This window comes from Janthinobacterium sp. NKUCC06_STL, from assembly GCF_019345455.1.
Taxonomy (GTDB): domain Bacteria; phylum Pseudomonadota; class Gammaproteobacteria; order Burkholderiales; family Burkholderiaceae_D; genus Janthinobacterium; species Janthinobacterium rivuli.
Genome location: NZ_JAHKQY010000012.1, coordinates 54,858 through 75,871, shown reverse-complemented (window position 1 = coordinate 75,871; position 21,014 = coordinate 54,858). Strand labels below are relative to the sequence as shown.

Annotated in this window: 16 protein-coding genes; 13 read left to right on the top strand and 3 right to left on the bottom strand. The window is 63.8% G+C overall.

Annotated features, from left to right (window positions below):
- Window positions 1–7: 7 nt before the first annotated feature.
- Window positions 8–994, bottom strand: coding sequence for a hypothetical protein (locus tag KO539_RS26450; protein ID WP_219313029.1), 987 nt, complete (start codon window positions 992–994; stop codon window positions 8–10).
- A 315-nt stretch (window positions 995–1,309) separates the two neighbouring features.
- Between KO539_RS26450 and KO539_RS26445 the strand changes: the two genes are divergently transcribed.
- The 9 genes from KO539_RS26445 to KO539_RS26405 all read left to right on the top strand — a co-directional run bounded on the left by KO539_RS26445 (window position 1,310) and on the right by KO539_RS26405 (window position 14,067).
- Window positions 1,310–2,521: a glycosyltransferase gene (locus KO539_RS26445; RefSeq protein ID WP_219313027.1), complete on the top strand. Its 1,212-nt coding sequence runs from the start codon at window positions 1,310–1,312 to the stop codon at window positions 2,519–2,521.
- A gap of 231 nt (window positions 2,522–2,752) precedes the next feature.
- Entirely contained in the window at window positions 2,753–3,787 is a 1,035-nt protein-coding gene (locus KO539_RS26440; RefSeq protein ID WP_219313025.1) for a glycosyltransferase family 4 protein, read from the top strand.
- Between the two features lie 26 nt (window positions 3,788–3,813).
- On the top strand, window positions 3,814–5,682 hold the full coding sequence (asnB, locus tag KO539_RS26435) for an asparagine synthase (glutamine-hydrolyzing) (protein ID WP_219313024.1): 1,869 nt from the start codon (window positions 3,814–3,816) through the stop codon (window positions 5,680–5,682).
- A gap of 7 nt (window positions 5,683–5,689) precedes the next feature.
- Window positions 5,690–7,705: an alginate lyase family protein gene (locus tag KO539_RS26430; protein WP_257626495.1), complete on the top strand. Its 2,016-nt coding sequence runs from the start codon at window positions 5,690–5,692 to the stop codon at window positions 7,703–7,705.
- Window positions 7,702–9,012, top strand: a complete 1,311-nt coding sequence (locus KO539_RS26425) for a nucleotide sugar dehydrogenase (protein WP_219313022.1) — start codon at window positions 7,702–7,704, stop codon at window positions 9,010–9,012. Before KO539_RS26430 ends, KO539_RS26425 begins: the two co-directional genes overlap by 4 nt.
- On the top strand, window positions 8,993–10,255 hold the full coding sequence (locus KO539_RS26420) for a glycosyltransferase family 4 protein (protein ID WP_219313019.1): 1,263 nt from the start codon (window positions 8,993–8,995) through the stop codon (window positions 10,253–10,255). Before KO539_RS26425 ends, KO539_RS26420 begins: the two co-directional genes overlap by 20 nt.
- 47 nt (window positions 10,256–10,302) lie before the next feature.
- On the top strand, window positions 10,303–11,457 hold the full coding sequence (locus tag KO539_RS26415) for a sugar phosphate nucleotidyltransferase (RefSeq protein ID WP_219313017.1): 1,155 nt from the start codon (window positions 10,303–10,305) through the stop codon (window positions 11,455–11,457).
- Between the two features lie 46 nt (window positions 11,458–11,503).
- Window positions 11,504–12,958 carry a mannose-1-phosphate guanylyltransferase/mannose-6-phosphate isomerase gene (locus KO539_RS26410; RefSeq protein WP_219313015.1) on the top strand — a complete coding sequence of 485 codons (1,455 nt, stop codon included), beginning with the start codon at window positions 11,504–11,506 and terminating at the stop codon, window positions 12,956–12,958.
- Window positions 12,959–13,032: 74 nt separating this feature from the next.
- The gene (locus tag KO539_RS26405) at window positions 13,033–14,067 is read left to right on the top strand and encodes a TIGR03790 family protein (RefSeq protein WP_219313013.1); all 1,035 of its coding nucleotides are present in this window, start codon (window positions 13,033–13,035) and stop codon (window positions 14,065–14,067) included.
- Between the two features lie 66 nt (window positions 14,068–14,133).
- Here the strand turns inward: KO539_RS26405 and KO539_RS30435 are convergent, their stop codons facing one another.
- Entirely contained in the window at window positions 14,134–14,856 is a 723-nt protein-coding gene (locus KO539_RS30435) for a PEP-CTERM sorting domain-containing protein (RefSeq protein ID WP_257626494.1), read from the bottom strand.
- Window positions 14,857–15,273: 417 nt separating this feature from the next.
- Between KO539_RS30435 and KO539_RS26395 the strand changes: the two genes are divergently transcribed.
- From KO539_RS26395 to KO539_RS26380, 4 genes are all read left to right on the top strand, one after another.
- Window positions 15,274–18,288, top strand: a complete 3,015-nt coding sequence (locus KO539_RS26395) for an ExeM/NucH family extracellular endonuclease (protein ID WP_219313011.1) — start codon at window positions 15,274–15,276, stop codon at window positions 18,286–18,288.
- Between the two features lie 10 nt (window positions 18,289–18,298).
- Window positions 18,299–18,937, top strand: coding sequence for an NF038129 family PEP-CTERM protein (locus KO539_RS26390; protein WP_219313009.1), 639 nt, complete (start codon window positions 18,299–18,301; stop codon window positions 18,935–18,937).
- A gap of 137 nt (window positions 18,938–19,074) precedes the next feature.
- Window positions 19,075–19,785 (top strand): winged helix-turn-helix domain-containing protein, encoded by a 711-nt coding sequence (locus KO539_RS26385; protein WP_219313007.1) that lies wholly within the window; start codon window positions 19,075–19,077, stop codon window positions 19,783–19,785.
- Window positions 19,785–20,459 carry a LuxR C-terminal-related transcriptional regulator gene (locus tag KO539_RS26380; protein ID WP_219313164.1) on the top strand — a complete coding sequence of 225 codons (675 nt, stop codon included), beginning with the start codon at window positions 19,785–19,787 and terminating at the stop codon, window positions 20,457–20,459. The genes KO539_RS26385 and KO539_RS26380 overlap by 1 nt, the downstream gene beginning before the upstream one ends.
- Before the next feature lie 6 nt (window positions 20,460–20,465).
- Here KO539_RS26380 and KO539_RS26375 read toward each other — a convergent pair whose 3' ends face one another.
- Window positions 20,466–20,858 (bottom strand): protease inhibitor I9 family protein, encoded by a 393-nt coding sequence (locus tag KO539_RS26375; protein WP_219313005.1) that lies wholly within the window; start codon window positions 20,856–20,858, stop codon window positions 20,466–20,468.
- Between the last annotated feature and the right edge of the window lie 156 nt (window positions 20,859–21,014).

Below are 21,014 nucleotides of genomic sequence, written 5' to 3'. Positions count from 1 at the left end.
ATTTTTTTCAAGGCGCCAGCAGAAATTGTTCGATTTCCTGGCCCGGTCCGCCGCGCTGCTCCATGCGCTCATAGGCGCGCGACACTTGCCCGGCCAAGTCTTCGCGGAAGGCATCGTCGGACAGGGCGCGGCGCAAGCCTTCGCGCATGGCGCCGCTGTCGCCGGCGGCAACGAAGCCGGCGTAATCGCGCCCCAGATACGCTTCGATGGCTTCGTGGCGCGTGGCGATCAGTGGTTTGCCATTGCGCAATACCCGTAGCAGCACGCTCTGGCCACACGCTTCGCCCTGGCTTTTCAGCGGCATGGCGACCACCCGGCTGCGTGCCAGCAGCATTTCAAACTGCGCTTCCGGCAAGTCGAGATGGACCGTCGTCTGCGCCGGATCTTGCGCGGGGATCTGGTTTTGCGCCGACGCCACGATCACCAGGTGCGCCCCCAGTCCGCGCGTCGCATCGAGCAGCAGGTCGTAATCGCGGTTGGAAAAGCCGCCGGCGAAGATGCTGCCGTCATCTTGCCGCTGGGACGGCGCGGTGGCGCCGTCGAGATGCTGGCGCCACAGGTGGAAATGCACGGCGGCGGGCGCGATGCCGACGTTGTCGGTCAGGTTCAGCGTTTCGCCGCTGGAAAAGGTAATGAATTCCAGTCCGGGGAAATTGAGCAGGCGCCAGGCCCGGTTGATCACGTTGCGTGCCCGCGCGCCATGGATGAAGCAAGCCATTACCAGCAGGCGCTGCGGGCGCGGCAGCAGGCCCACGCGTATCAGCGCCAGCACGGGCAGGGCTTGCCAGCCGACAACCAGCAGGCGGTCTTGCCGGCTCCATAATTTGCGCGTGCGCAACAGCGATGGCGACAGCATGGCCGCCAGGATGGACAGTTTGCTGCGCATGTGCGCCTGCGCGTCCGGTCCGACATGCGTCACGCGCGCGCCGCCCGCCGCCAGATGCTCGACGATGTCGTGGTAGGTTCCGGCTTCCGACAGCAGCACATGGATCATTGTTGCGCCTTATTAAAAATGGACATTATCACATTAAAACAACAGCCAGCGCCGTTGCGGCGGTCGTTATCACTGAATTAATGATTGGCAATCGACAGCATTATAATAATAGCATTAATATAGATGTCTACATATTGTTTCAATGCACGGCATGCCACGCTGCGGTGACGTGCCGCGCCATTGCTGGCCGCTGCTAGCATAAGCTTGGCGTGATGCTATTAATGCAATATAATTAATCATTTCGTAAGGCCGTGATATGCTTCGGCGCATGGCGTATTGTATCTGCCTCAACCTTCTTTTGCCGTCGAACCGCCTATGTCCCTGAAGATTTTGCAACTGGTGCCGGAAAGCCTGCCCACGTTTCGCCCCGATGTGGCGGTGCTGTTCGGCAAATACCTGCCGCGCCATGGCGTCGAATGCGATATCGTGGGCATGCCGTCGCAACAGGCGCCGCAGGCGCAGGGCTTTCGCTCGGTGCGCCACGGACGCTTCCTGGACAGCCGCCTCCTGCGCGAACTGGCGTTTCAGTGGCTTTGCCTGCGCGCCCTGATGGGCGCCCGCCGCGCCAGTTGCGATGCGGTCCAGGTGCGCGACATGGTAGCCACGGGCCTGCTTGCCTTGCTGGTGGCGCGCCTGAAGGGCATTCCGTTCTATTACTGGGTGTCCTACCTGATCAGCGAGGGACGCATCGAACGCGCGCGCAGCAGCCTGGCGCAGCGCCCCACCTTGCGCGCGCGCCTGGTGCTGTGCAAGGGATTGCTCGAACAATGGTTGCTGTACCGTATTGTGTTGCCGCGCGCCAATCACGTCTTCGTGCAAAGCGAAGCGATGCTGCGCATGATGCAGGCGCGCGGCATCGCGGCGCAGCGCCTCACGGCCGTGCCCATGGGTGTCGACATGGAAGTGTTGCAGGCGCAAGCCATCGCGCCCATCCGTCCGGGGGGCTGGGAGGGCGTGCCCTTGCTGGCTTACCTGGGCACACTCGACCAGTCGCGCCAGCTGGAACGCTTGCTGGACGCCTTGCTGATCGTGCGCCAGACCATCCCCGCTGCCTGCCTGCTGCTGATCGGCGCTTCCGATACGCCCTCCGATGTCGATGACTTGCTTGCCTATGCGCAGCGCGCCGGGCTGGCCGATGCCGTGCGCGTGACGGGCTGGCTGCCCTCGGACCAGGCGTGGCCCCTGCTGGCCGGGGCCGATGCCGCGCTCTCATATATCCCCCGTGGCGCCCTGTTCGATGTCAGTTCGCCCACCAAGCTGCTCGAATATCTGGCCTTGCGCATGCCGGCCGTGGGCAATGACAGTCCGGATCAGGTCGAGGTGCTGACGGCCAGCGGCGCAGGCTGGCTGACGGCCAGCGAACCGGCCGCCATGGCCGCGGCGATGACGGCCATCTTGTCCGATGTGCCCGCAGCGCGCGCCCGTGCCCAGGCCGGCGTCGCCTATATCGAGGCGCAGCGCAGCTACCGTGTGCTGGCGCAGGCACTGGCGCAGCGCTACCAGGATCTTGCCAGTGCGCGCAGTTGACGCCCAAGCTTGGATGGACAGGCAAGAAGTTGTTGCCGAACACGTAAACGGCGCTCAGAATGCACCATGGGTCGTGTTCCCTGGAAGAAAATTGTTGTAGATATTAGCGCAATGCAGCAAATATATTTGTCTTCGCGTCTAAATTACAAAAGTACAACATATAATACCAATATGACTACGATAATGCTGCTAGGACCTGCACTGACTGCGGTGAGCGGGGTAACCACCCATTTGAATCAACTATTTCACAGTTCTTTGTCGCAAGACTACAAGCTGGTGCACTTCCAGGTCGGTAGCGAGGGCCGCAACGAGTCGCGCCTGCACAAGCTGCTGCGTTTTGCCTGGAGTCCCGTGCAGTTCGTGCAGGCCGTGCGCAAGCAGCGTCCGCAGATCGTGCATATCAACACGTCCATGGAGTGGCGCAGCTATTGGCGCGATATCGTCTATCTGCTGCTGGCCAAGGCCATGGGCAAGCGCGTCGTGTACCAGGTGCATGGCGGCGCCTTGCCGCAGGTGTTTTTCAATGGCAAGCCATTGCTGACGGGCCTGCTGCGGCGCGTGCTGCGCGCGGCCGATGTGGTGGTGCTGCTGGCGCAATGCGAACTGCAGGGCTATCGCGACTTCGATCCCGCGCTGGCGCTCGACGTGATCCCCAACGCCATCGATGCGGGCAGCGACCCTGGCGACAGGCCGCTCGTGCCGCAGCGTCCGCTGTCACTCGTGTACGTGGGGCGCCTGGCGGAAAGCAAAGGCCTGTTCGATCTGCTCGAAGCGCTGCGCCTGGCGCGCGCCGCTGGCGTGCAGGCAACGCTGTCACTGGCCGGCAGCGGCCCCCTCGAAGGGGCGCTGCGCGAGCGCGTCGCCGAACTGGGCTTGCAAGAGGCGGTGCGCTTTCTCGGCCCCGTCTTTGGCGCCGAAAAGGAAGCCGTGTGGCGCCAGGCCGACCTGTTCGGATTTCCCACCTTGCATCAGGAAGGCTTGCCGTATGCGCTGCTGGAAAGCATGGCCGCGCGCACGCCCGTGCTGGTGTGTCCCGTCGGCGCGATTGCCGACGTGATGCAAGATGGCGTGCATGGCGTGTTCTTGCCGCCGCGCAATCCCCAGGCGCTGGCGGACGCCATCGTGCGCCTCGACGCCAACCGTGCCCTGTTGCAACGCATGGGGCAAGCGTGCCGCGAGCGCATTGAAAGCGCCTATACGGTCGAGCGCCTGGCGCAGGATTTCCGCCGTGTCTACCGCGCCTTGCTGGCGCCGCCGGCAGTCTAGCCGAATTCTTTTTTAAGCGAGCCTATATGTGCGGTATTGCCGGTTTGATCTTCCCCTCGTCCGTTGCCGGCCTGCCTGCCGCGCTCGACGCCATGGGGCGCGCCATCGCCCACCGCGGTCCCGATGACACGGGCGTGCTCCAGGCGGCCACGGCCGACGGCGCCTGGCAGGTGGGCTTGCTGCACCGCCGCCTGTCCATCATCGATATCGCCACGGGCCACCAGCCGCTGGGCAATGAGACGGGCGACGTGCAAATCATCTTCAACGGCGAAATCTACAATTTCCAGCCCCTGCGCGAGGAGCTGATCGCCCTGGGCCACCATTTCCGCACGGCATCGGATACGGAAACCATCGTGCATGCCTACGTGCAATGGGGCGAAGAGTGCGTGCAGCATTTCCGGGGCATGTTTGCGTTCGCCATCTGGGATGCGCGCAAGAATTGCCTGTTCATGGCGCGCGACCCGTTCGGCAAGAAACCCCTGTTCCTGTGGCAGCACGAGGGCAAGCTGGCTTTCGGCTCGGAAATCAAGGCGCTGCTGGCCTTGCCGGACGTGGCGCCGCAAGCGGACGAGGCCGCCATCTGGGATTATTTCGCCTACCGCTACGTGCCGGGCCCGGCCACCTTGTTCCAGGGCATCCGCAAGCTGGCGCCCGGTTCCACGGCCACGTGGGAAAACGGTGTGCTGCGCGAGCGCGTGTATTACACGCCGCCCGACAGCCGGCCCCGCCTGACGGCCCCGTTGCCGGCCGACCCCGTCGCCACTTTCCTCGACAAGCTCGATGAATCGGTGCGCATCCGCATGATTTCCGACGTGCCCTTCGGCGCCTTCCTGTCCGGCGGCATCGACTCGTCGGCCATCGTGGCGCTGATGTCGCGCCATGCGGGCGTGCCCGTGAAAACTTTTTCCGTCGGTTTCAAGGAGGGCGGATTCAGCGAGCTGGCGTATGCGGCCGATATCGCGCGGCAATTTTCCACGGAACACCATGAACTGGAAGTGTCCGTCGACCAAGTCATCGCCTTGCTGCCCGACCTCGTGCGCTTCCGCGACGCCCCCGTGGCCGAACCATCCGACATTCCCATCTACCTGCTGGCAAAAGAATCGCGCAAGACGGTCAAGATGGTATTGACGGGCGAGGGCTCCGATGAAATCCTCGGCGGCTACCCGAAACACGTGTACGAGCGCTATGCGGGCCATTACCAGATGCTGCCGGGCTTGCTGCGCCGCGGCGTGATCGAGCCGGCCATCGGCGCCTTGCCCTACCGTTTCCGCCGCGCCAAGACGGCCATCGTCAACCTGGGCCTGGAAGCGTTCGACGAACGCATGCCGCGCTGGTTCGGCATGATGTCCGACCAGGAACGCGCGCGCCTGGTGGCCATGCCGGCGCCGTCGCGCCAGCGCGATCCATCGCTGGGCTGCGGCAGCGCCGGCAACAGCGCCTTGCGCCGCATCCTGTGCTTCGACCAGTTGAGCTGGCTGCCCGACAACCTGCTCGAGCGGGGCGACCGCATGACCATGGCCGCCTCGCTGGAAGCGCGCATGCCCTTCATGGACCACGAACTGGCCGCGTATGTGTCGAGCCTGCCGGACGAGTACCGCGTGCGCGGCCGCAGCACCAAGTGGATCTTGCGCGAAGCCATGAAGCAGTTGTTGCCGGAAAATATCCTGTCGCGGCCGAAAGTGGGCTTCCGCGTGCCCGTCAATGAATGGTTCCGTGGCCCCATGAAAGATTACCTGTACCAACACTTGACGGGCGCCGAGTCGCGCACGCGCCACTATTACCATGCGCAAGCCCTGCAGCAGGTGCTGGCCGAGCACGTGACCGGGCGGCAAAACCACGAGAAGCTGCTGTGGAGTTTGCTCACCCTGGAAATCTGGCACCGCCAGTATCTGTGAGACGTCCATGCTGAGCAACTTGTCCTGGAAACTGAACCGCTTGCGCACCATGGGGGCGCCCGAGGTGGCGCACCGCGTGCGCGATGCCGTGCAGCAGCGGCTGCAGGCGCGCGGCTATGGCCTGGCGACTGTGCCGCCGCCGGCCGCGCGCCAGCGTTTCGGCGCGCCGTGGCTGGGTTTGCCCATCGATGCCGCGCCGCACCTGGCGGCGGCCGAACGCATCCTGGCGGGCCGCTTCGACGTGTTCGCTCAGCGCGATGTGGACCTGGGTTTCCCGCCGCAATGGAACCGCGATCCGAAGACGGGCACCGTGGCGCCGCTGGATTTTGGCAAGACGCTCAATTACCGCGATGAAACCGTGGTGGGCGATATCAAATGCCTGTGGGAACCGAACCGCCACTTGGCCGTGGCCGACCTGGCGATGGCCTACCGCCTCGGCGGCGACCTGCGCCATGCGCTCGGCGCGCAAGCTCTGCTCGAATCGTGGTGGCAGCAATGCCCGTATCCGCTGGGGCCGAACTGGAGCAGCGCGCTGGAACTGGCCTTGCGCCTGGTCAGCTGGTCGCATGCGTGGCACTTGCTCGGTGGCATCAACAGCCCCTTGTTCCAGGGCGCGCAAGGGCAAGCCTTCCTGCAGCGCTGGCTCGACAGCATCTACCAGCATTGCCATTTCATCGCGGGACACTTTTCGCGCCACTCGTCGGCCAACAACCACCTGTTTGGCGAATTGACGGGCTTGCATATCGCCGCGCTCACATGGCCGTGCTGGCCGGAAAGCGCCGGCTGGCTGGCGCAGACGGAACGCGAGCTGGAAGCGCAGGCGCTGAAACAGAATGGCCCGGATGGCGTGAACCGCGAGCAAGCCATTTATTATCAGCACACGGTGGCCGACGAAATGCTGCTGTGCGTGCTGGCGGGCCGCGCGAATGGCCGGCCGCGCTCGGACGCTTTTTTGCGGCGCCTGGAAGCCATGCTGGAATTTATCGCCGCCATGACGAATGTGGCGGGCGAAGTGCCGATGATCGGCGACGCCGACGACGCGCTGCTGGCGCACTGGGACAAGGCGCCGGACGCCAATCCCTACACCTCGCTGCTGGCCAGCGGCGCGGCCCTGTTCGGGCGCGCCGACTTCAAGGCCAGGGCGCGCACTTTCGACGAGAAAAGCGCGTGGCTGCTGGGCGCGGCGGGGAGCCAGGCGTTTGACGCCTTGCCGGACGCCGCGCCCGATACCTTGCCGCGCGCCTTCCCCGATGGCGGCTATTACGTGATGGGCGCCGGCTTCGGCACGCCCCGTGAAGTGCGCCTGATCGCCGATGCCGGCCCGCTGGGCTACCTGGGCATCGCCGCGCACGGCCACGCCGATGCGCTGTCGCTGACCTTGTCCGTGGCGGGCCAGATGGTGCTGGTCGATCCGGGCACCTATGCCTACCATACGCAAAAACAGTGGCGCGATTATTTCCGCGGCACCAGCGCGCACAACACCGTGCGCATCGATGGCCGCGACCAGTCCGAGTCCGGTGGCAACTTCCTGTGGCTGCGCAAGGCCAGGGCACAGTGCCTGGCGTGGCGTGACGATGCCGATGGGCAATTCTGGAGCGCCAGCCATGACGGCTATCTGGGCTTGAAAGATGCCGTGCTGCACCGGCGCGACGTGCGCGTGGCACCTGGCGCCGCGCGGATCGTCGTCGATGACGTGCTCGCATGCCAGGGCGCGCACGAGGTGGAGCTGTTCTGGCACTTCGATCCCCGCTGCCGCGTGCGGCTGGATGGCCAGGTAGTGCGCGTGGCGGGCGACGCCTTCGCGCTGGACATGCATTTGCCGCCGTTGCAGGAGGCTTCCGTGCAACTGGTGTGCGGCAGCGACGATCCGCCCCTGGGCTGGATCTCGCACCGCTTCGATGAAAAACAGGCTGCGCCTGTGTTGGTCTGGCGCGGGCGGCTGCAAGGCGCGGCCACCTTGCGCACGGAGTTTCACCTGAGTTTGGCTACCCCTGATCTGTCAGAAAATACGAGGAAAACATGAAAATTAGCATATTTGGTTTGGGTTATGTGGGTGCCGTCTCGGCTGGTTGCCTGGCAACGGATGGACACGAAGTTATCGGCGTCGATCCGAACAGGACCAAGGTGGAACTGATCAACCAGGGCACCACGCCCATCATTGAAAAAGACATCGGCGAGATGATCGACGCCACCGTGAAAAGCGGGCACTTGCGCGCCACCTTCGACGTGCGCGACGCCGTCTTCGGCTCGGACATGTCGCTCATCTGCGTGGGCACGCCCTCGCAGCTCAATGGCAACCTGGACCTGAGCCACGTGCGCAAGGTGTGCCAGGAAATCGGCGCCGCCATCCGTGAAAAGGATACTTTCCACGTCGTCGTGGCACGCTCGACCATGCTGCCCGGCTCCATGCGCTCGCTCGTCATTCCGACCCTGGAAGCGGCCTCGGGCAAGGTGGCCGGCGTCGACTTTGGCGTGTGCAACAACCCGGAATTCCTGCGCGAAGGCACGGCCGTCTACGATTACTACAATCCGCCGAAGACGGTGATTGGCGAATCCGATGAAAAGGCGGGCGCGCTGCTGGTGCAGCTGTATGAAAAGATGGATGCGCCGCTGGTGCGCACGGATGTCGAGACGGCCGAGATGGTCAAGTACACGGACAACACCTGGCACGCCGTCAAGGTGGCGTTCGCGAACGAGATCGGCAACATCTGCAAGGCCGTCGGCATCGATGGCCACACGGTGATGGAGATTTTCTGCCAGGACACCAAACTGAACCTGTCGCCGTACTACATGAAGCCGGGCTTTGCCTTCGGCGGCTCGTGCCTGCCGAAAGACGTGCGCGCGCTGACCTACAAGGCGCGCAGCCTGGACCTCGATTTGCCGCTGCTTAACTCCATCCTGCCATCGAACCAGAAGCAAGTGGAAAAAGGCATCAAGATGATCGTCGACAAGGGCGCGCGCAAGGTGGGCATCCTGGGCTTCTCGTTCAAGGCCGGCACGGATGACTTGCGCGAGTCGCCGCTGGTCGACGTCATCGAATACCTGCTGGGCAAGGGCTACGAGCTGAAGCTGTACGACAAGAACGTCAACCTGGCCGCCTTGACGGGCGCCAACCAGGATTACATCCTGAACATGATCCCGCACATTTCCAAGCTGATGGTGGACAACATGCAGGATGTGCTCGATTTTGCCGACACCATCGTCATCGGCAACGGCGCGGCCGAATTCAAGACGGTGCCTGCCAGCTTGCAGCCGCACCAGCACATCGTCGATCTGGTGCGCATCAGCAAAGAACAAAGTGGAGAGCAATATGACGGCATCTGCTGGTAACACCGTGGCAGGCCAGCCGCGGCGTGTGCTGATCCTGGTGGAAAACCTGCCGTCGCCGTTCGACCGGCGCGTGTGGCAGGAAGCGACCACCCTGCATGCGAATGGCTACGAAGTGTCGATCATCTGCCCGACGGGCAAGGGCTACGAGTCGCGCTACGAAGCCATCGACGGCATCCATATCTACCGCTACAACCTGCCGCTGGAAGCGGAAGGAGCCAAGGGATACCTGGTCGAATATACACTGGCGCTGTTCCACACCTTCCGCCTGGCGTGGAAAGTGCATTTCGCGCGCGGCTTCGACGTCATCCACGCCTGCAATCCGCCGGATTTGCTGTTTCTCATCGGCGGCTTCTTCAAGTTGACGATGGGCAAGCGTTTCCTGTTCGACCACCATGACATCAATCCGGAGCTGTACGAAGCCAAGTTCGGCCGGCGCGATTTCTTTTACAAGCTGATGGTGCTGTTCGAGCGCTGGTCGTTCCAGAGCGCCGACGTGTCGATCGCCACCAACGAGTCGTACAAAAAGATCGCCATCGAGCGTGGCGGCATGCGGCCCGAGGATGTCTACGTGGTGCGCAGCGGACCCAAGCTGGACCGCCTGCGCGTGCTGCCGCCCGTGCCGGAACTCAAGAAGGGCCGCACTTACCTGGTCGGCTACGTGGGCGTGATGGGGGCACAGGAAGGCATCGATCTGCTGCTGCAGGCGGCGCAATACATCGTGCAGACCCTCAAGCGCGAGGATGTGCACTTCGGCCTGGTCGGTGGCGGCACCTCGCTGGAACAGATGAAGCAGATGGCGCAGGACATGGGCATCGCCGACTACGTGACGTTTACGGGGCGCGTGCCGGACCAGCAATTGCTGGAAATGCTCAACACCTCCGACGTGTGCGTGAATCCGGACGTGGCCAACGACATGAACGACAAGTCGACCATGAACAAGATCATGGAATACATGGCGCTGGGTAAACCGATCGTGCAGTTTGATCTGGTCGAGGGCAAGGTGTCGGCGCAGCAGGCATCCTTGTATGCCTTGAAGAACGATCCCATCGACATGGCGCGCAAGATCGTCGAATTGCTCGACGACCCGGCCCGCCGCGAGCAGATGGGCGCGTTCGGCCGCCATCGCGTGATCAACGAGCTGGAGTGGGAGTATGAAGCGCCCAAGCTGCTGGCCGCGTATGCGCGCCTGTTTCCCGCCGCCGCGCCCGCCGTTCCCGTGACCTTGAGCAAGGATGGCCGCTGAAGTGCGCTGCCTGGACCGCCATCCCCAACCCTGATGGAGCTGTGACGATGAAAGCAATGATACTGGCGGCAGGCAAGGGTACGCGCGTGCAGCCGCTGACCTATGATTTGCCCAAGCCGATGATCCCCATCCTGGGCAAGCCCGTGATGGCTTACCTGGTGGAACACCTGGCGCAGCATGGCGTGACCGACATCATGGTCAACGTCAGCTACCTGCATGAAAAGATCGAGGAGTATTTCGGCGAAGGCCACCAGTTCGGCGTGCGCATCGGCTACTCGTTCGAAGGCTATACGAACGATGCGGGCGAGGTCGTGCCGCAACCGCTCGGTTCGGCCGGCGGCATGAAGAAGATCCAGGAGTTCGGCGGCTTTTTCGACGACACGACGATCGTGCTGTGCGGCGACGCCTTGATCGACCTCGACCTGGAAGCGGCCCTGCGCGAGCACCGCAGCAAGGGCGCGCTGGCGTCCGTCATCACCCTGGAAGTGCCTTGGGACAAGGTATCGAGTTATGGCGTGGTGGTCAGCGACGAAGACGGGCGCATCCGCGCCTTCCAGGAAAAGCCGGCGCAGGCCGATGCGCAGTCCAATTGCGTCAGTACCGGCATCTATATTATCGAGCCGGCCGTGCTGGACCTGATTCCCGCCGGCCAGCCCTTTGATATCGGTTCGCAACTGTTTCCCTTGCTGGTCGCGCAAGGCTTGCCCTTCTATGCGCAAAAGCGCCAGTACAACTGGATCGATATCGGCAGCATCAAGGATTACTGGGAAGTGCTGCAAAGCGTGCTGATGGGAAAAGTGGCTCAGTTGCACGTGCCGGGCACCCAGATCGCCGATGGCGTGTGGGCCGGCCTGAACACCAGCATCGACTGGAGCGGCGGCACACGCATCGAAGGCCCCGTCTACATCGGCTCGGGCTGCCGCATCGAGGCGGGCACGACCATCATCGGGCCGGCCTGGATCGGCCATGGCAGCCATGTCTGCGGCGGCGCCGAAGTGGTGCGCAGCGTGCTGTTCGAGTACACGCGCGTGCTGCCTGGCGTGCGGCTTGATGAAATGATCGTCTTCAAGGATTATAGTGTCGACCGTGCCGGCCAGATGCGCCATGTCTCCGACTATGAGAAAGATGCCTGGGGCAATGCGCGCGACCGGCGCAGCCTGCGCCGCGACGAAACGCCGCCGGCCCTGTATGCTGCCCAATAATGCTGCCCAATAATGCTGCCCAATAAACCGTTTGTGAAGTGAAACCATGAAAATTTACCCAGTCATCCTGTCCGGCGGTTCGGGCACCCGTTTATGGCCGCTGTCGCGCGCCGTGCTGCCCAAGCAACTATTGCCGCTGGTAACGGACAAGACCATGCTGCAGGAAACGGCGCTGCGCGTCACCAGCCTGCCCAACCGCCGTGCCGGCGATAGCGGACTGGCCGGTTTCGAGGTCATGCCGCCGCTGGTGGTGTGCGGCAATGAACACCGCTTCATGGTGGCCGAGCAATTGCGCGAAATCGGCTTGCCGCCGCTGGGCATTTTGCTTGAACCCGTGGGGCGCAACACGGCGCCGGCTGTGGCCGTGGCCGCGCAATACCTGCTGGCCATCGACCCGCAGGCGCTGATGCTGGTCTTGCCGGCCGACCATGTCATCACCGACGTGGCTGCGTTTCACCAGGCCATCGCCGAGGCGGCGCTGCTGGCGGCCGATGGCGCGCTGGCCACCTTCGGCATCGTGCCGACGGCGCCGGAAACGGGCTATGGCTACATCCGCAGCGGCGCGCCCGTCAGTCCGGGCGCCGTGGGCTGCAAGGTCGAGCGTTTCGTGGAAAAGCCGGACCTGGCCACGGCGCAATCGTTCCTTGCCGCCGGTAATTATTCCTGGAACAGCGGCATGTTCATGTTCCGCGCCGAACGCTATCTGGGCGAGCTGGGGCAATTCCAGCCCGCCATGCTGGCCGCCTGCGAAACGGCCGTGCGCGACGGCTACCGCGACCTCGATTTCTGCCGCCTGGAAGAGCAGGCCTTCGCCGCCTGCCCGTCCGATTCGATCGACTATGCCGTGATGGAGCATACGGCGCATGCGGTGGTGCTGCCGGCCGCCATCGGCTGGAGCGATGTGGGATCATGGTCGGCCCTGTGGGAAGTGCAAGCTGGGGACGCCAACGGCAACGTGGTGCGCGGCGACGTGTACCTCGACGGCGTGAGCAATTGCCTGGTGCGCGCCGAACGCCGCATGGTGGCCGTGCTGGGCGTGCAGGACTTGATCGTGGTGGAAACGGACGACGCCATCCTCGTGGCGCACAAGGACCAGGTGCAGCGCGTGAAACAGGTGGTCGACCACTTGAAGCAGGCGGGACGCAGTGAACACGTGCAGCACCGCAAGGTGTACCGCCCGTGGGGCAGTTATGAAGGCATCGATATCGGCGAGCGCTTCCAGGTCAAGCGCATCACGGTCAATCCGGGCGGCAAGTTGTCGCTGCAGATGCACCATCACCGCGCCGAACACTGGGTGGTGGTCAGCGGCACGGCGCAAGTGACGTGCGGCGAGAAGGTGACTTTACTGACGGAAAACGAATCGACCTACATCCCCATCGGCATGACGCACCGGCTGGAAAATCCGGGCAAGCTGCCCTTGCACCTGATCGAAGTACAGTCGGGCAGCTACCTGGGCGAAGACGACATCGTGCGCCTGGAGGATGTCTACCAGCGCGCCTGATGGCGCTATAATCGGAGGGCAGCCGCGCCCTTGGCCGCCTGCCTCCGATCCCTCCCTTACCGGTGCACCGACCCTTGCGCAACTTCCTTTGTCTTTCGCTGGCGCTGGCCGCCGCCGCCCATGCCGAGCCTGTCGCACCTGTCCCACCTGCGGTCCCGCCTGGATTGCAGGCGTCGCAGCTGGCCATCGTCATCAACGACGCCGAGCCCAACAGTATCGAAGTGGGCGAGTATTACCGCAAGGCGCACGGCATTCCGGCCGCCAATGTGGCGCACGTCAACATTCCCAACCGCCCCCGCAAGCTCAGCATCGACCAGTTCGCGCAGTTGAAGGAACGCATCAATGCGCAGCTGAAACCCGAGATCCAGGCCGTGCTGATGGTGTGGAGCGCGCCGTATGCCGTCGAATGCAATGCCATCACGGCCGCTTTTACCCTGGGCTATGACGCGGATCAATGCGCGAAAACGTGCGATCCCGGCAAGCCCAGCGCGTATTTCAACAGCGAGGTGGCGCAGCCTTACACGCAGCTGGGCTTGCGGCTGTCGATGCTGCTGCCCATCGATTTCGTGGAAGAGGCCAAGGCCGTGGTGGACCGGGGCGCCGTCAGCGGCTTTTCCGTGCCGGCCGCCAGCGCGTATTATCTGACCACCAGCGACGCGGCGCGCAACAGCCGGGCCAGTTTCTTTCCGCCTGCCGGCGTCGTGCGCCAGCGCAAGCTGACCGTCAAGAACCTCAAGGCGGACAGCCTGGAAGGGGTGCAAGACATCATGGTGTACCAGACGGGGCAGGCCAAGGTGGCCAAGCTGGAAACCCTGCGTTTCCTGCCCGGCGCCCTGGCCGACCATTTGACCTCGTTTGGCGGCGACTTGCAGGGCAATAGCCAGATGAGCAGCCAGCGCTGGCTGGAGGCGGGCGCGACGGCCAGCTATGGCACCGTCAGCGAACCGTGCAGCTATTGGCAGAAGTTTCCCAATCCGACGGTGCTGCTGCGCCGCTACCTGTCCGGCAGCACGGCGCTGGAAGCGTACTGGGGCAGCGTGCTGTGGCCGGCCCAGGGCCTGTTCATCGGCGACCCGCTGGCCGCCCCGTATGCGGGCTTCCGGCGTTGATACCTGATTCTTCCAGATAATAAAAAAGGCCCTCGCGGGCCTTTTTTTATGCTGCAATGTGCAACGTTATTTGCTCTTGCGGCGGCGCGCCAGGGCGACGAGGCCCAGTCCGGCCAGCAGCATGGCATAGGTTTCCGGTTCCGGCACGGCCGGGATTTCCGGTGTCACGGGGAGGATGCTGCCGCCCGTGAAGCCGCCACCCGAACCGCCGCCGCCGACACCGTTGCTGCCTGTGGGCAAGTTTTCACCCAGCGACGACGAAACGATCAATGGTGCCTGGGTGTCGCCGCTGCGGCCCTGGTACGAACGGCCCGGGCCACGGTAGCCGGCTGCGTCATCGAAGGGGCGGTTTTCTTCGGAAGCGACGAAGTCGCGCGTGGTAAAGCTGAAGTCGCGGTCGCTGCTGGCACGCACCTTGCGCGGTTCGCCGGCACCGGCACCGTCAGGCAACTGGCGCGCGGCCAGGCGGTGATTATTCTCGGCCGATGACGAATTGCGGAATTCCTGGCCGGACGCGATGCCGTCAAATTCCGGCGTCTTGTTCGTGCCGTCGTTGGTGCGCGTGCCTGCGCCGATGAAGCCGTTGGACAGGCTGCAAGCGCTGTAGGTGCCGTCGAGGTTGGCATCTTTCGTATTGCCATTCGCCGACTGCGTGCTGGCCTGGCAATTCTTTTCATTCTTTTGCGCAGGCGCGGCTGTTTGCGCCTGGACGCTGGCGCCGAAGAACATCAAGGCCGCGGCCAGCAGCAAGGGACGGGAAGAGGCTGGCGTAAAAATTGGTGTTGGCATGATCGATCTCTCAAAAAGCATGGAAGGGTGCGCCGCTCGGCGCGTGTGTCCACATGCGATTGTTGCCGCTCCCGTCCAGGCTAGCGTTGCGAGCAAGGTGGGGAGTGCGTTTCAAGGTCAGGCATGGGTGGGGCCTGCACTACTGGGTCTGGTGTTGCCGTTCAATTGATTGTCAGGAACTAAACTTATTTGTTTGAATTATATCATATTGTGCGGACGTGTAACGGCCGGGATTGCTTTGCAAGGCATGGCGTTGTTGAAAGGATACTGATGACATGCGGCCGCCAGCCGTGCTCCTGGCTGCGCGTTACTCCGTTCAGCTTAATGAAATGTCATCAACTCGTCATGCAGCCTGTTTAGTATGTACATTCGTATGCAAATCATAAGTTCGTTGTCATTTTACTGACCAGGAAAACCATGACTTCCCACCTTGCCGCCGTGTCCGTTTCACCCCTGTCCCTGGGCAAACCGCTGCGCCTGACGGTCATGGCCGCCGTGCTGGCCAGCCTGTCGCTGCCTGCCCTGGCCGCCTCCGACATCGTCATCAGCCAGGTGTATGGGGGCGGCGGCAACACGGGCGCCGTGTACCGCAACGATTTCATCGAGCTGTTCAATCGTGGCGCCAGCCCCGTCAACCTGAGCAACTGGAGCGTGCAATACGCGTCCGCCGCAGGCACGAGCTGGTCCGTGACGGCCTTGCCGGCTATCGATTTGCAAGCTGGCCAGTATTTGCTGGTCCAGCAAGCCAAGGGCACGGGCGGCACGCAAGACTTGCCCACGCCGGACGCCACAGGCAGCCTGGCCATGTCCGGCACGGCAGGCAAGGTATTGCTGAGCAATGGCAAGACGGTGCAAACGGGCGCCAGCCCCACGGGCGCGGCCGTCATCGACCTGGTCGGCTTCGGCACGGCCAACGGCTTTGAAGGGGCCGTGGCACAAGCACCATCGAATACCTTGTCTATCCTGCGCGCGAATGGCGGCTGCGGCGACACGGACGATAACAGCGTGGATTTTGCCACCGGCAGCGTGACGCCGCGCAATACGGCGTCACCGCTGAATGTGTGCGGCGGCCCCGTCGTGCACCAGATCATTACCAGCTGCCCGGCCAGCCTGGCCCTGGCCGTGGGCAATGGCGGCAACGCCGTGCTGCGCGCGTCCGACGTCGATGGCGTCGTGAATGCCGCCACCTTGAGCTCGCCCGCCGTGGCCGGCATCAGCCTGGCCAATTTCAGCGCGGCCGGCGTGGCGGGCGAGAGCGCCAGCGTGAATCTGCTGGTGGCCGCTGGCGTGCCAGTGGGCAATTATCCCGTCATCGTCAGCTTCAGCAATGACCAGCTGCAAAGCGCCAGCTGCAAGATCGATGTCGCCGTGCAAGGCCTGGCCGCCGTCAGCCACACGATTCCGCAAATCCAGGGCAGCACTGCCAGCAGCCCCTACGCCAACTCCGTGCAAACGACGCAAGGCGTGGTGACCCTGAAAGTGGGCACCGGCTTCTTCATCCAGGATGCGGCCGGTGATGGCGACCCATCGACGTCGGACGGTATCTTCGTGTACACGGGCGCGACGGCGACCACCGTGCAGCCGGGCGAGCTGGTGCGCGTGACGGGCACGGTGGTCGAATACACGCCCTCGGGCGCGAAAAATTCCTATACGGAATTCAAGGACGTGACGGCCATCCTCACGCAAAGCGCCGGCCACAGCATCGTGCCGGCGAATGTGATGCTGCCGAACGAAAACCTGGCCGCCGTGGAAGGCATGCTGGTGCGCTTTGCGCAACCGTTGACCGTGTCGCAAAACGCCTACTTGGGCGCGCGCGGCGAGCTGAGCCTGTCGGCGGGACGGCGCGAAGTGCCGACCAATCGCCATCCGGCCGGTTCCGCCGAGGCGCTAGCCTTGATCGCCGCCAATGCGCACAACCTGATCGTGCTCGATGATGGTATTTTCGTGGCGCCGGCGACCATTCCGTACATCGGCCAGGACAATACCGTGCGCAGCGGCGATACGCTGGCCGACCTGACGGGCGTGGTGGATTTCGGCGCCATCGGCGGTGGCGGCGCCGCCTACAAATTGCAGCCGACGCAGACGCCGCAATTCTCGCGCGACAATCCGCGCACGGGCAGCCCGGAACTGCCATCCGGCAACGTCAAGGTGGCCAGCGCCAACGTGCTCAATTTCTTTACGACCTTTACGAATGGCAACAATATCTTTGGGCAAACGGGGCAGGGCTGTACCGTGGGCGCGTCGACCACCAAGAGCAATTGCCGTGGCGCCGACAACCTGGCCGAGTTCGAGCGCCAGCGTGACAAGATCGTCGCCGAACTGAAAGCCATCGATGCGGACGTGGTGGGTTTGATGGAAATCCAGAACAATGGCGAAATCGCCGTCACTTACCTGGTTGAGCAGCTCAACGCGGCCATCGGCGGCGTCACGTATGCCGTCGTGCCGAAACCGGCCGCCACGGGTACGGACGCCATCCGCGTAGCGATGATCTACAAGCCTGCCAAGCTGGGCCTGGTGGGCGGCGCCTTGTCGGACGCCAACGCCATCAACAACCGTCCGCCGATGGCGCAAACTTTCCTTGCAAGCAATGGCGAAAAATTCTCGCTGATCGTCAACCACCTGAAATCGAAGGGCAGCTGCCCGTCGAGCGGGCTGGACGCGGACCAGAACGATAGCCAGAGTTGCTGGAACGCCACCCGCGTGCAGCAAGCCCAGCGTTTGGTGGGCAGCTTCGTGCCGCAGGTGGCGGCCGCTGCCGGCGACGCGGACGTGCTGGTCATCGGCGACTTGAATTCGTATGGCGCGGAAGACCCGATCCAGGCCATCACGGGCGCCGGTTTCGTCAACGAACTCGAACGTTTTGTGCGGCCGTCCGGCATGCCGTATTCGTACGTATTCGGCGGCCAGAGCGGCTACCTCGACCATGCACTGGCCAGTGCGTCGCTGAGCCCGCAAGTGGCCGGCGTGGCCGAATGGCATGTGAATGCGGACGAGCCGGAAGTGATCGACTACAACATCGACTCGGCCAAGCCGCAAGACTTGTACGACGGCTTGCCCTACCGCGCTTCGGACCACGATCCCGTCGTCATCAGCCTGGACCTGCAGCCTGCCTACCGCGACATCACGGCCGGCGTGGCGCAAGCGAGCTCGGGCCTGGCGTACAACCGCGCGACGCAAAAATACACGGGCACGTTCTCGTTCACCAATACGGGCACGAGCACGCTCAACGGTCCGTTCCAGGTGGTGTTTGGCGGCTTGCCTGCCGGCGTGACCCTGGCCAATGCCACGGGCAGCCATGCGGGCGCCGCCTACGTCACCGTCAACGCGGCCAGCCTGGCGCCGGGCGCGACGGCCTCGTTTGCCGTCAGTTTCAGCAATCCGTCGAAAGTGACGATCAATTACTCGGCCAGCATCTATGCCGGCAACTTCTAAGGACACCATCATGTTGACAACGACACTTAATCTGACCCTGCGCCGCGCCATGCTGGCCGCCATACTGGCCGCCAGCTCCAGCGTGGCACTGGCGGACCCGCTCGGCTATCGCGTGGAAATCGACACGAGCCAGTTCTCGGGCGCCGGCTTCCTCGACTTCGCCTTTATCGCCGGCAACAGCCCGGCGCCGGGCGCCAGCGCCGTGCTGAGCAATTTTTCGGGCGCGTTTGGCGCGCTGGAATCGCTGGAAGGCAACGTCAGCGGCAGCGTGCCCGGCACCTTGACCTTTGGTAACAGCGGCGCCTACAACGACTGGTTCCACAACGTGACCCTGGGCGGCAAGTTCGGTTTCAACGTCGTCTTCGGCGGCGACTTCCTGAACACGGCCGGCAACGCGGGCACGACGTTTGGCGTAGGCTTGCTCGACTACACCGGCACCACTTACCTGGGCAATGCAAATGGCAACCTCGTGCAATTCGAACTGACGCCGCTGAACGGCAGCTTGCCCGCCAGCATTACGGGCAGCACTTACGCCAGCATCGCGACGATCTCGGCCGTGCCGGAAGCGTCGGAATGGATGATGCTGACGGGCGGCCTGGCGCTGATCGGTTTTGCCCTGCGCCGCCGTCAAGCTGCCACACGCGCCTAGTCTATTTATTCGTAATAGCTATAAATCAGGAAACTAAATTGTATTGGCCACTGTTTTACGCTTGATGCATAGTCAAAAACTTGTCGGGCAGTCTAGTTTTTCATGGACTGCTGCCAACTTTTTTGGGAGATGCATCGATGCCTGGCCATATCCTGGTGCTGGACCCTGCGCCCGCCATGCAAGCGCTGCTGGCGCATAACCTGGCGGGGGCCGGTTACCGGGTCAGCTGCGCCGTGGATGCGCTCGGCGCGCTGGCGCTGCTGGCCGCTGACCCGCCCGATGTGCTGTTGCTGGAATGGGATCTGCCGGATGCATCCGGCATCGCGCTGCTGCGCCAGCTGCGCCAGGATGGCGTGCTGTGCGACTTGCCCATCATCATGCTCAGCGCCCGCGACAGTGAGCAAGACAAGGTGCTGGCGCTGGACAGCGGCGCCGACGATTATCTGTGCAAGCCTGTCGGCCCCCGTGAAATGCTGGCCCGCGTGCACGCGCTGCTGCGCCGCCGCGCGCCATCGGTCTTGCGCACCGCCACTGCCGCTACCTTGTGCCTCGATCCGCACACCCGGCGCGTGACGGCCGGCAAGGTGCCAGTCAACCTGGGCCGCGTGGAATTCAAGCTGCTGCATTTCCTCATGGACCATCCAGGCAGGGTGCATAGCCGCGCGCAATTGCTGGACCAGGTGTGGGGCCATGCCGCCTATCTCGACGAGCGTACGGTCGACGCCCACGTGGGACGCTTGCGGCAAGCTTTGCAGCCGGGCGGCTGCGGCCACCGCATCGAAACCGTGCGCGGCAGCGGCTACCGCTATCTGGCGCTGGATGCCCTTGACACCGCCGTGTGCGCCTGATGCTGCTGACGGGGCGGGAACAGGAATACTTGCTGCACGCGATACTCGGCGCGCATGGCATCGCCGTGCCCGGCGATTTTTTCCTGTGGAGCCAGGGACCGCTGCAGGCGCTGCTGCCGCATGCCGTGCTCGTCTGCGCGCAGCTGAGCGCCGATGGCGGCGTGGTGCGCAGCGCGGCCTGGCATAGCGCGGTGCTCGCCGAGGCCGAGGTGCGGGCGCTGAGCGACCCGCGCCAGGGGCAGGTGGCGCGGCTGGCGCAAGCGTGGCGCGCAGGCGGGCGGCGCGTGGCCATCCTCGATGGCGTGTTGGTACATGGCAGCGCGGCGGCGGGCGGCGGCAGTTTTTTTGCCTTGTTCGGTGCGCCCCGGACGGACCCGGCGCGCCAGGCCTATGTGCTGGAATTGCTGCTGCCCTGCCTGCACCTGCATTGGCTGGCGCTGCCGGACGGCGCGCAGGCAGCACTCGCCGGCGTGGCGCGCGCGGCCAGTGCGCGCGAGCTGGAAGTGCTGCACTGGGTCAGCATCGGCAAGAGCAATGAAGAGGTGGGGCAAATTCTCGGCATCAGCGGCGGGACCGTGAAAAGCCATTTGCAGCGCATCTACAAATTATTGGGCGTAAGCAACCGCACGCAAGCCGTGTCGCGCGGCATCGCGCTGCGCTTGCTGGCCGCCTGAGGCCGTTTAGTGCTGCGGCCGGGGTGTGGCGGTCAGGTGCGTGCCGCCACCGTTGATCTGATCCTCGGTGCCAGGCGCCACCCGCGCCACGAGCGGGCTGGCGCGCAGGCGCGTGACTTCGTCCGGCGTCAGCAGGGCGGCAAAGCCGTTCAGCGCGGCCGTATATTGGTATTGCACCGTGTGGTATTGCACCGTGGCATCGGGCACCAGCGCCAGCACGGCGCGCCGGTCGGCTTCCCGCTGCGCTTGCCGTTGGCCTTCCCTTTGTACCGCGTCAGGCGGTGTGGGCAGTTGCATGCTCAGTTGCACAATATACAGTTGGCGCTGCGCCGCCGCTGCGCCGGCAGGCAGCACGCTGGCGGCGGCCAGGATGGCAAGGCTGAAACGGATTGCAGACATGCAAGCTCCCGAGGCAGGCGGCGTGGCCGCTCATGCACCGATTCTACGCCGGCCGCAGGGCGGGTGGCGCGCGACTTGCGTTAGTGCAAACGCGATGGTTTCCCTTGGAATTTTGTTGTTTTCAGTACAAATAAAAGATTGTATTAACCATAAGCG

Excerpts from the sequence above, each read along its gene's own strand:
- KO539_RS26450 (WP_219313029.1), bottom strand. The coding sequence starts at position 994 with ATGATCCATGTGCTGCTGTCGGAAGCCGGAACCTACCACGACATCGTC.
- KO539_RS26445 (WP_219313027.1), top strand. The coding sequence starts at position 1,310 with ATGTCCCTGAAGATTTTGCAACTGGTGCCGGAAAGCCTGCCCACGTTT.
- asnB (WP_219313024.1), top strand. The coding sequence starts at position 3,814 with ATGTGCGGTATTGCCGGTTTGATCTTCCCCTCGTCCGTTGCCGGCCTG.
- KO539_RS26430 (WP_257626495.1), top strand. The coding sequence starts at position 5,690 with ATGCTGAGCAACTTGTCCTGGAAACTGAACCGCTTGCGCACCATGGGG.
- KO539_RS26425 (WP_219313022.1), top strand. The coding sequence starts at position 7,702 with ATGAAAATTAGCATATTTGGTTTGGGTTATGTGGGTGCCGTCTCGGCT.
- KO539_RS26420 (WP_219313019.1), top strand. The coding sequence starts at position 8,993 with ATGACGGCATCTGCTGGTAACACCGTGGCAGGCCAGCCGCGGCGTGTG.
- KO539_RS26415 (WP_219313017.1), top strand. The coding sequence starts at position 10,303 with ATGAAAGCAATGATACTGGCGGCAGGCAAGGGTACGCGCGTGCAGCCG.
- KO539_RS26410 (WP_219313015.1), top strand. The coding sequence starts at position 11,504 with ATGAAAATTTACCCAGTCATCCTGTCCGGCGGTTCGGGCACCCGTTTA.
- KO539_RS30435 (WP_257626494.1), bottom strand. The coding sequence starts at position 14,856 with ATGCCAACACCAATTTTTACGCCAGCCTCTTCCCGTCCCTTGCTGCTG.
- KO539_RS26395 (WP_219313011.1), top strand. The coding sequence starts at position 15,274 with ATGACTTCCCACCTTGCCGCCGTGTCCGTTTCACCCCTGTCCCTGGGC.
- KO539_RS26390 (WP_219313009.1), top strand. The coding sequence starts at position 18,299 with ATGTTGACAACGACACTTAATCTGACCCTGCGCCGCGCCATGCTGGCC.
- KO539_RS26385 (WP_219313007.1), top strand. The coding sequence starts at position 19,075 with ATGCCTGGCCATATCCTGGTGCTGGACCCTGCGCCCGCCATGCAAGCG.
- KO539_RS26380 (WP_219313164.1), top strand. The coding sequence starts at position 19,785 with ATGCTGCTGACGGGGCGGGAACAGGAATACTTGCTGCACGCGATACTC.
- KO539_RS26375 (WP_219313005.1), bottom strand. The coding sequence starts at position 20,858 with ATGTCTGCAATCCGTTTCAGCCTTGCCATCCTGGCCGCCGCCAGCGTG.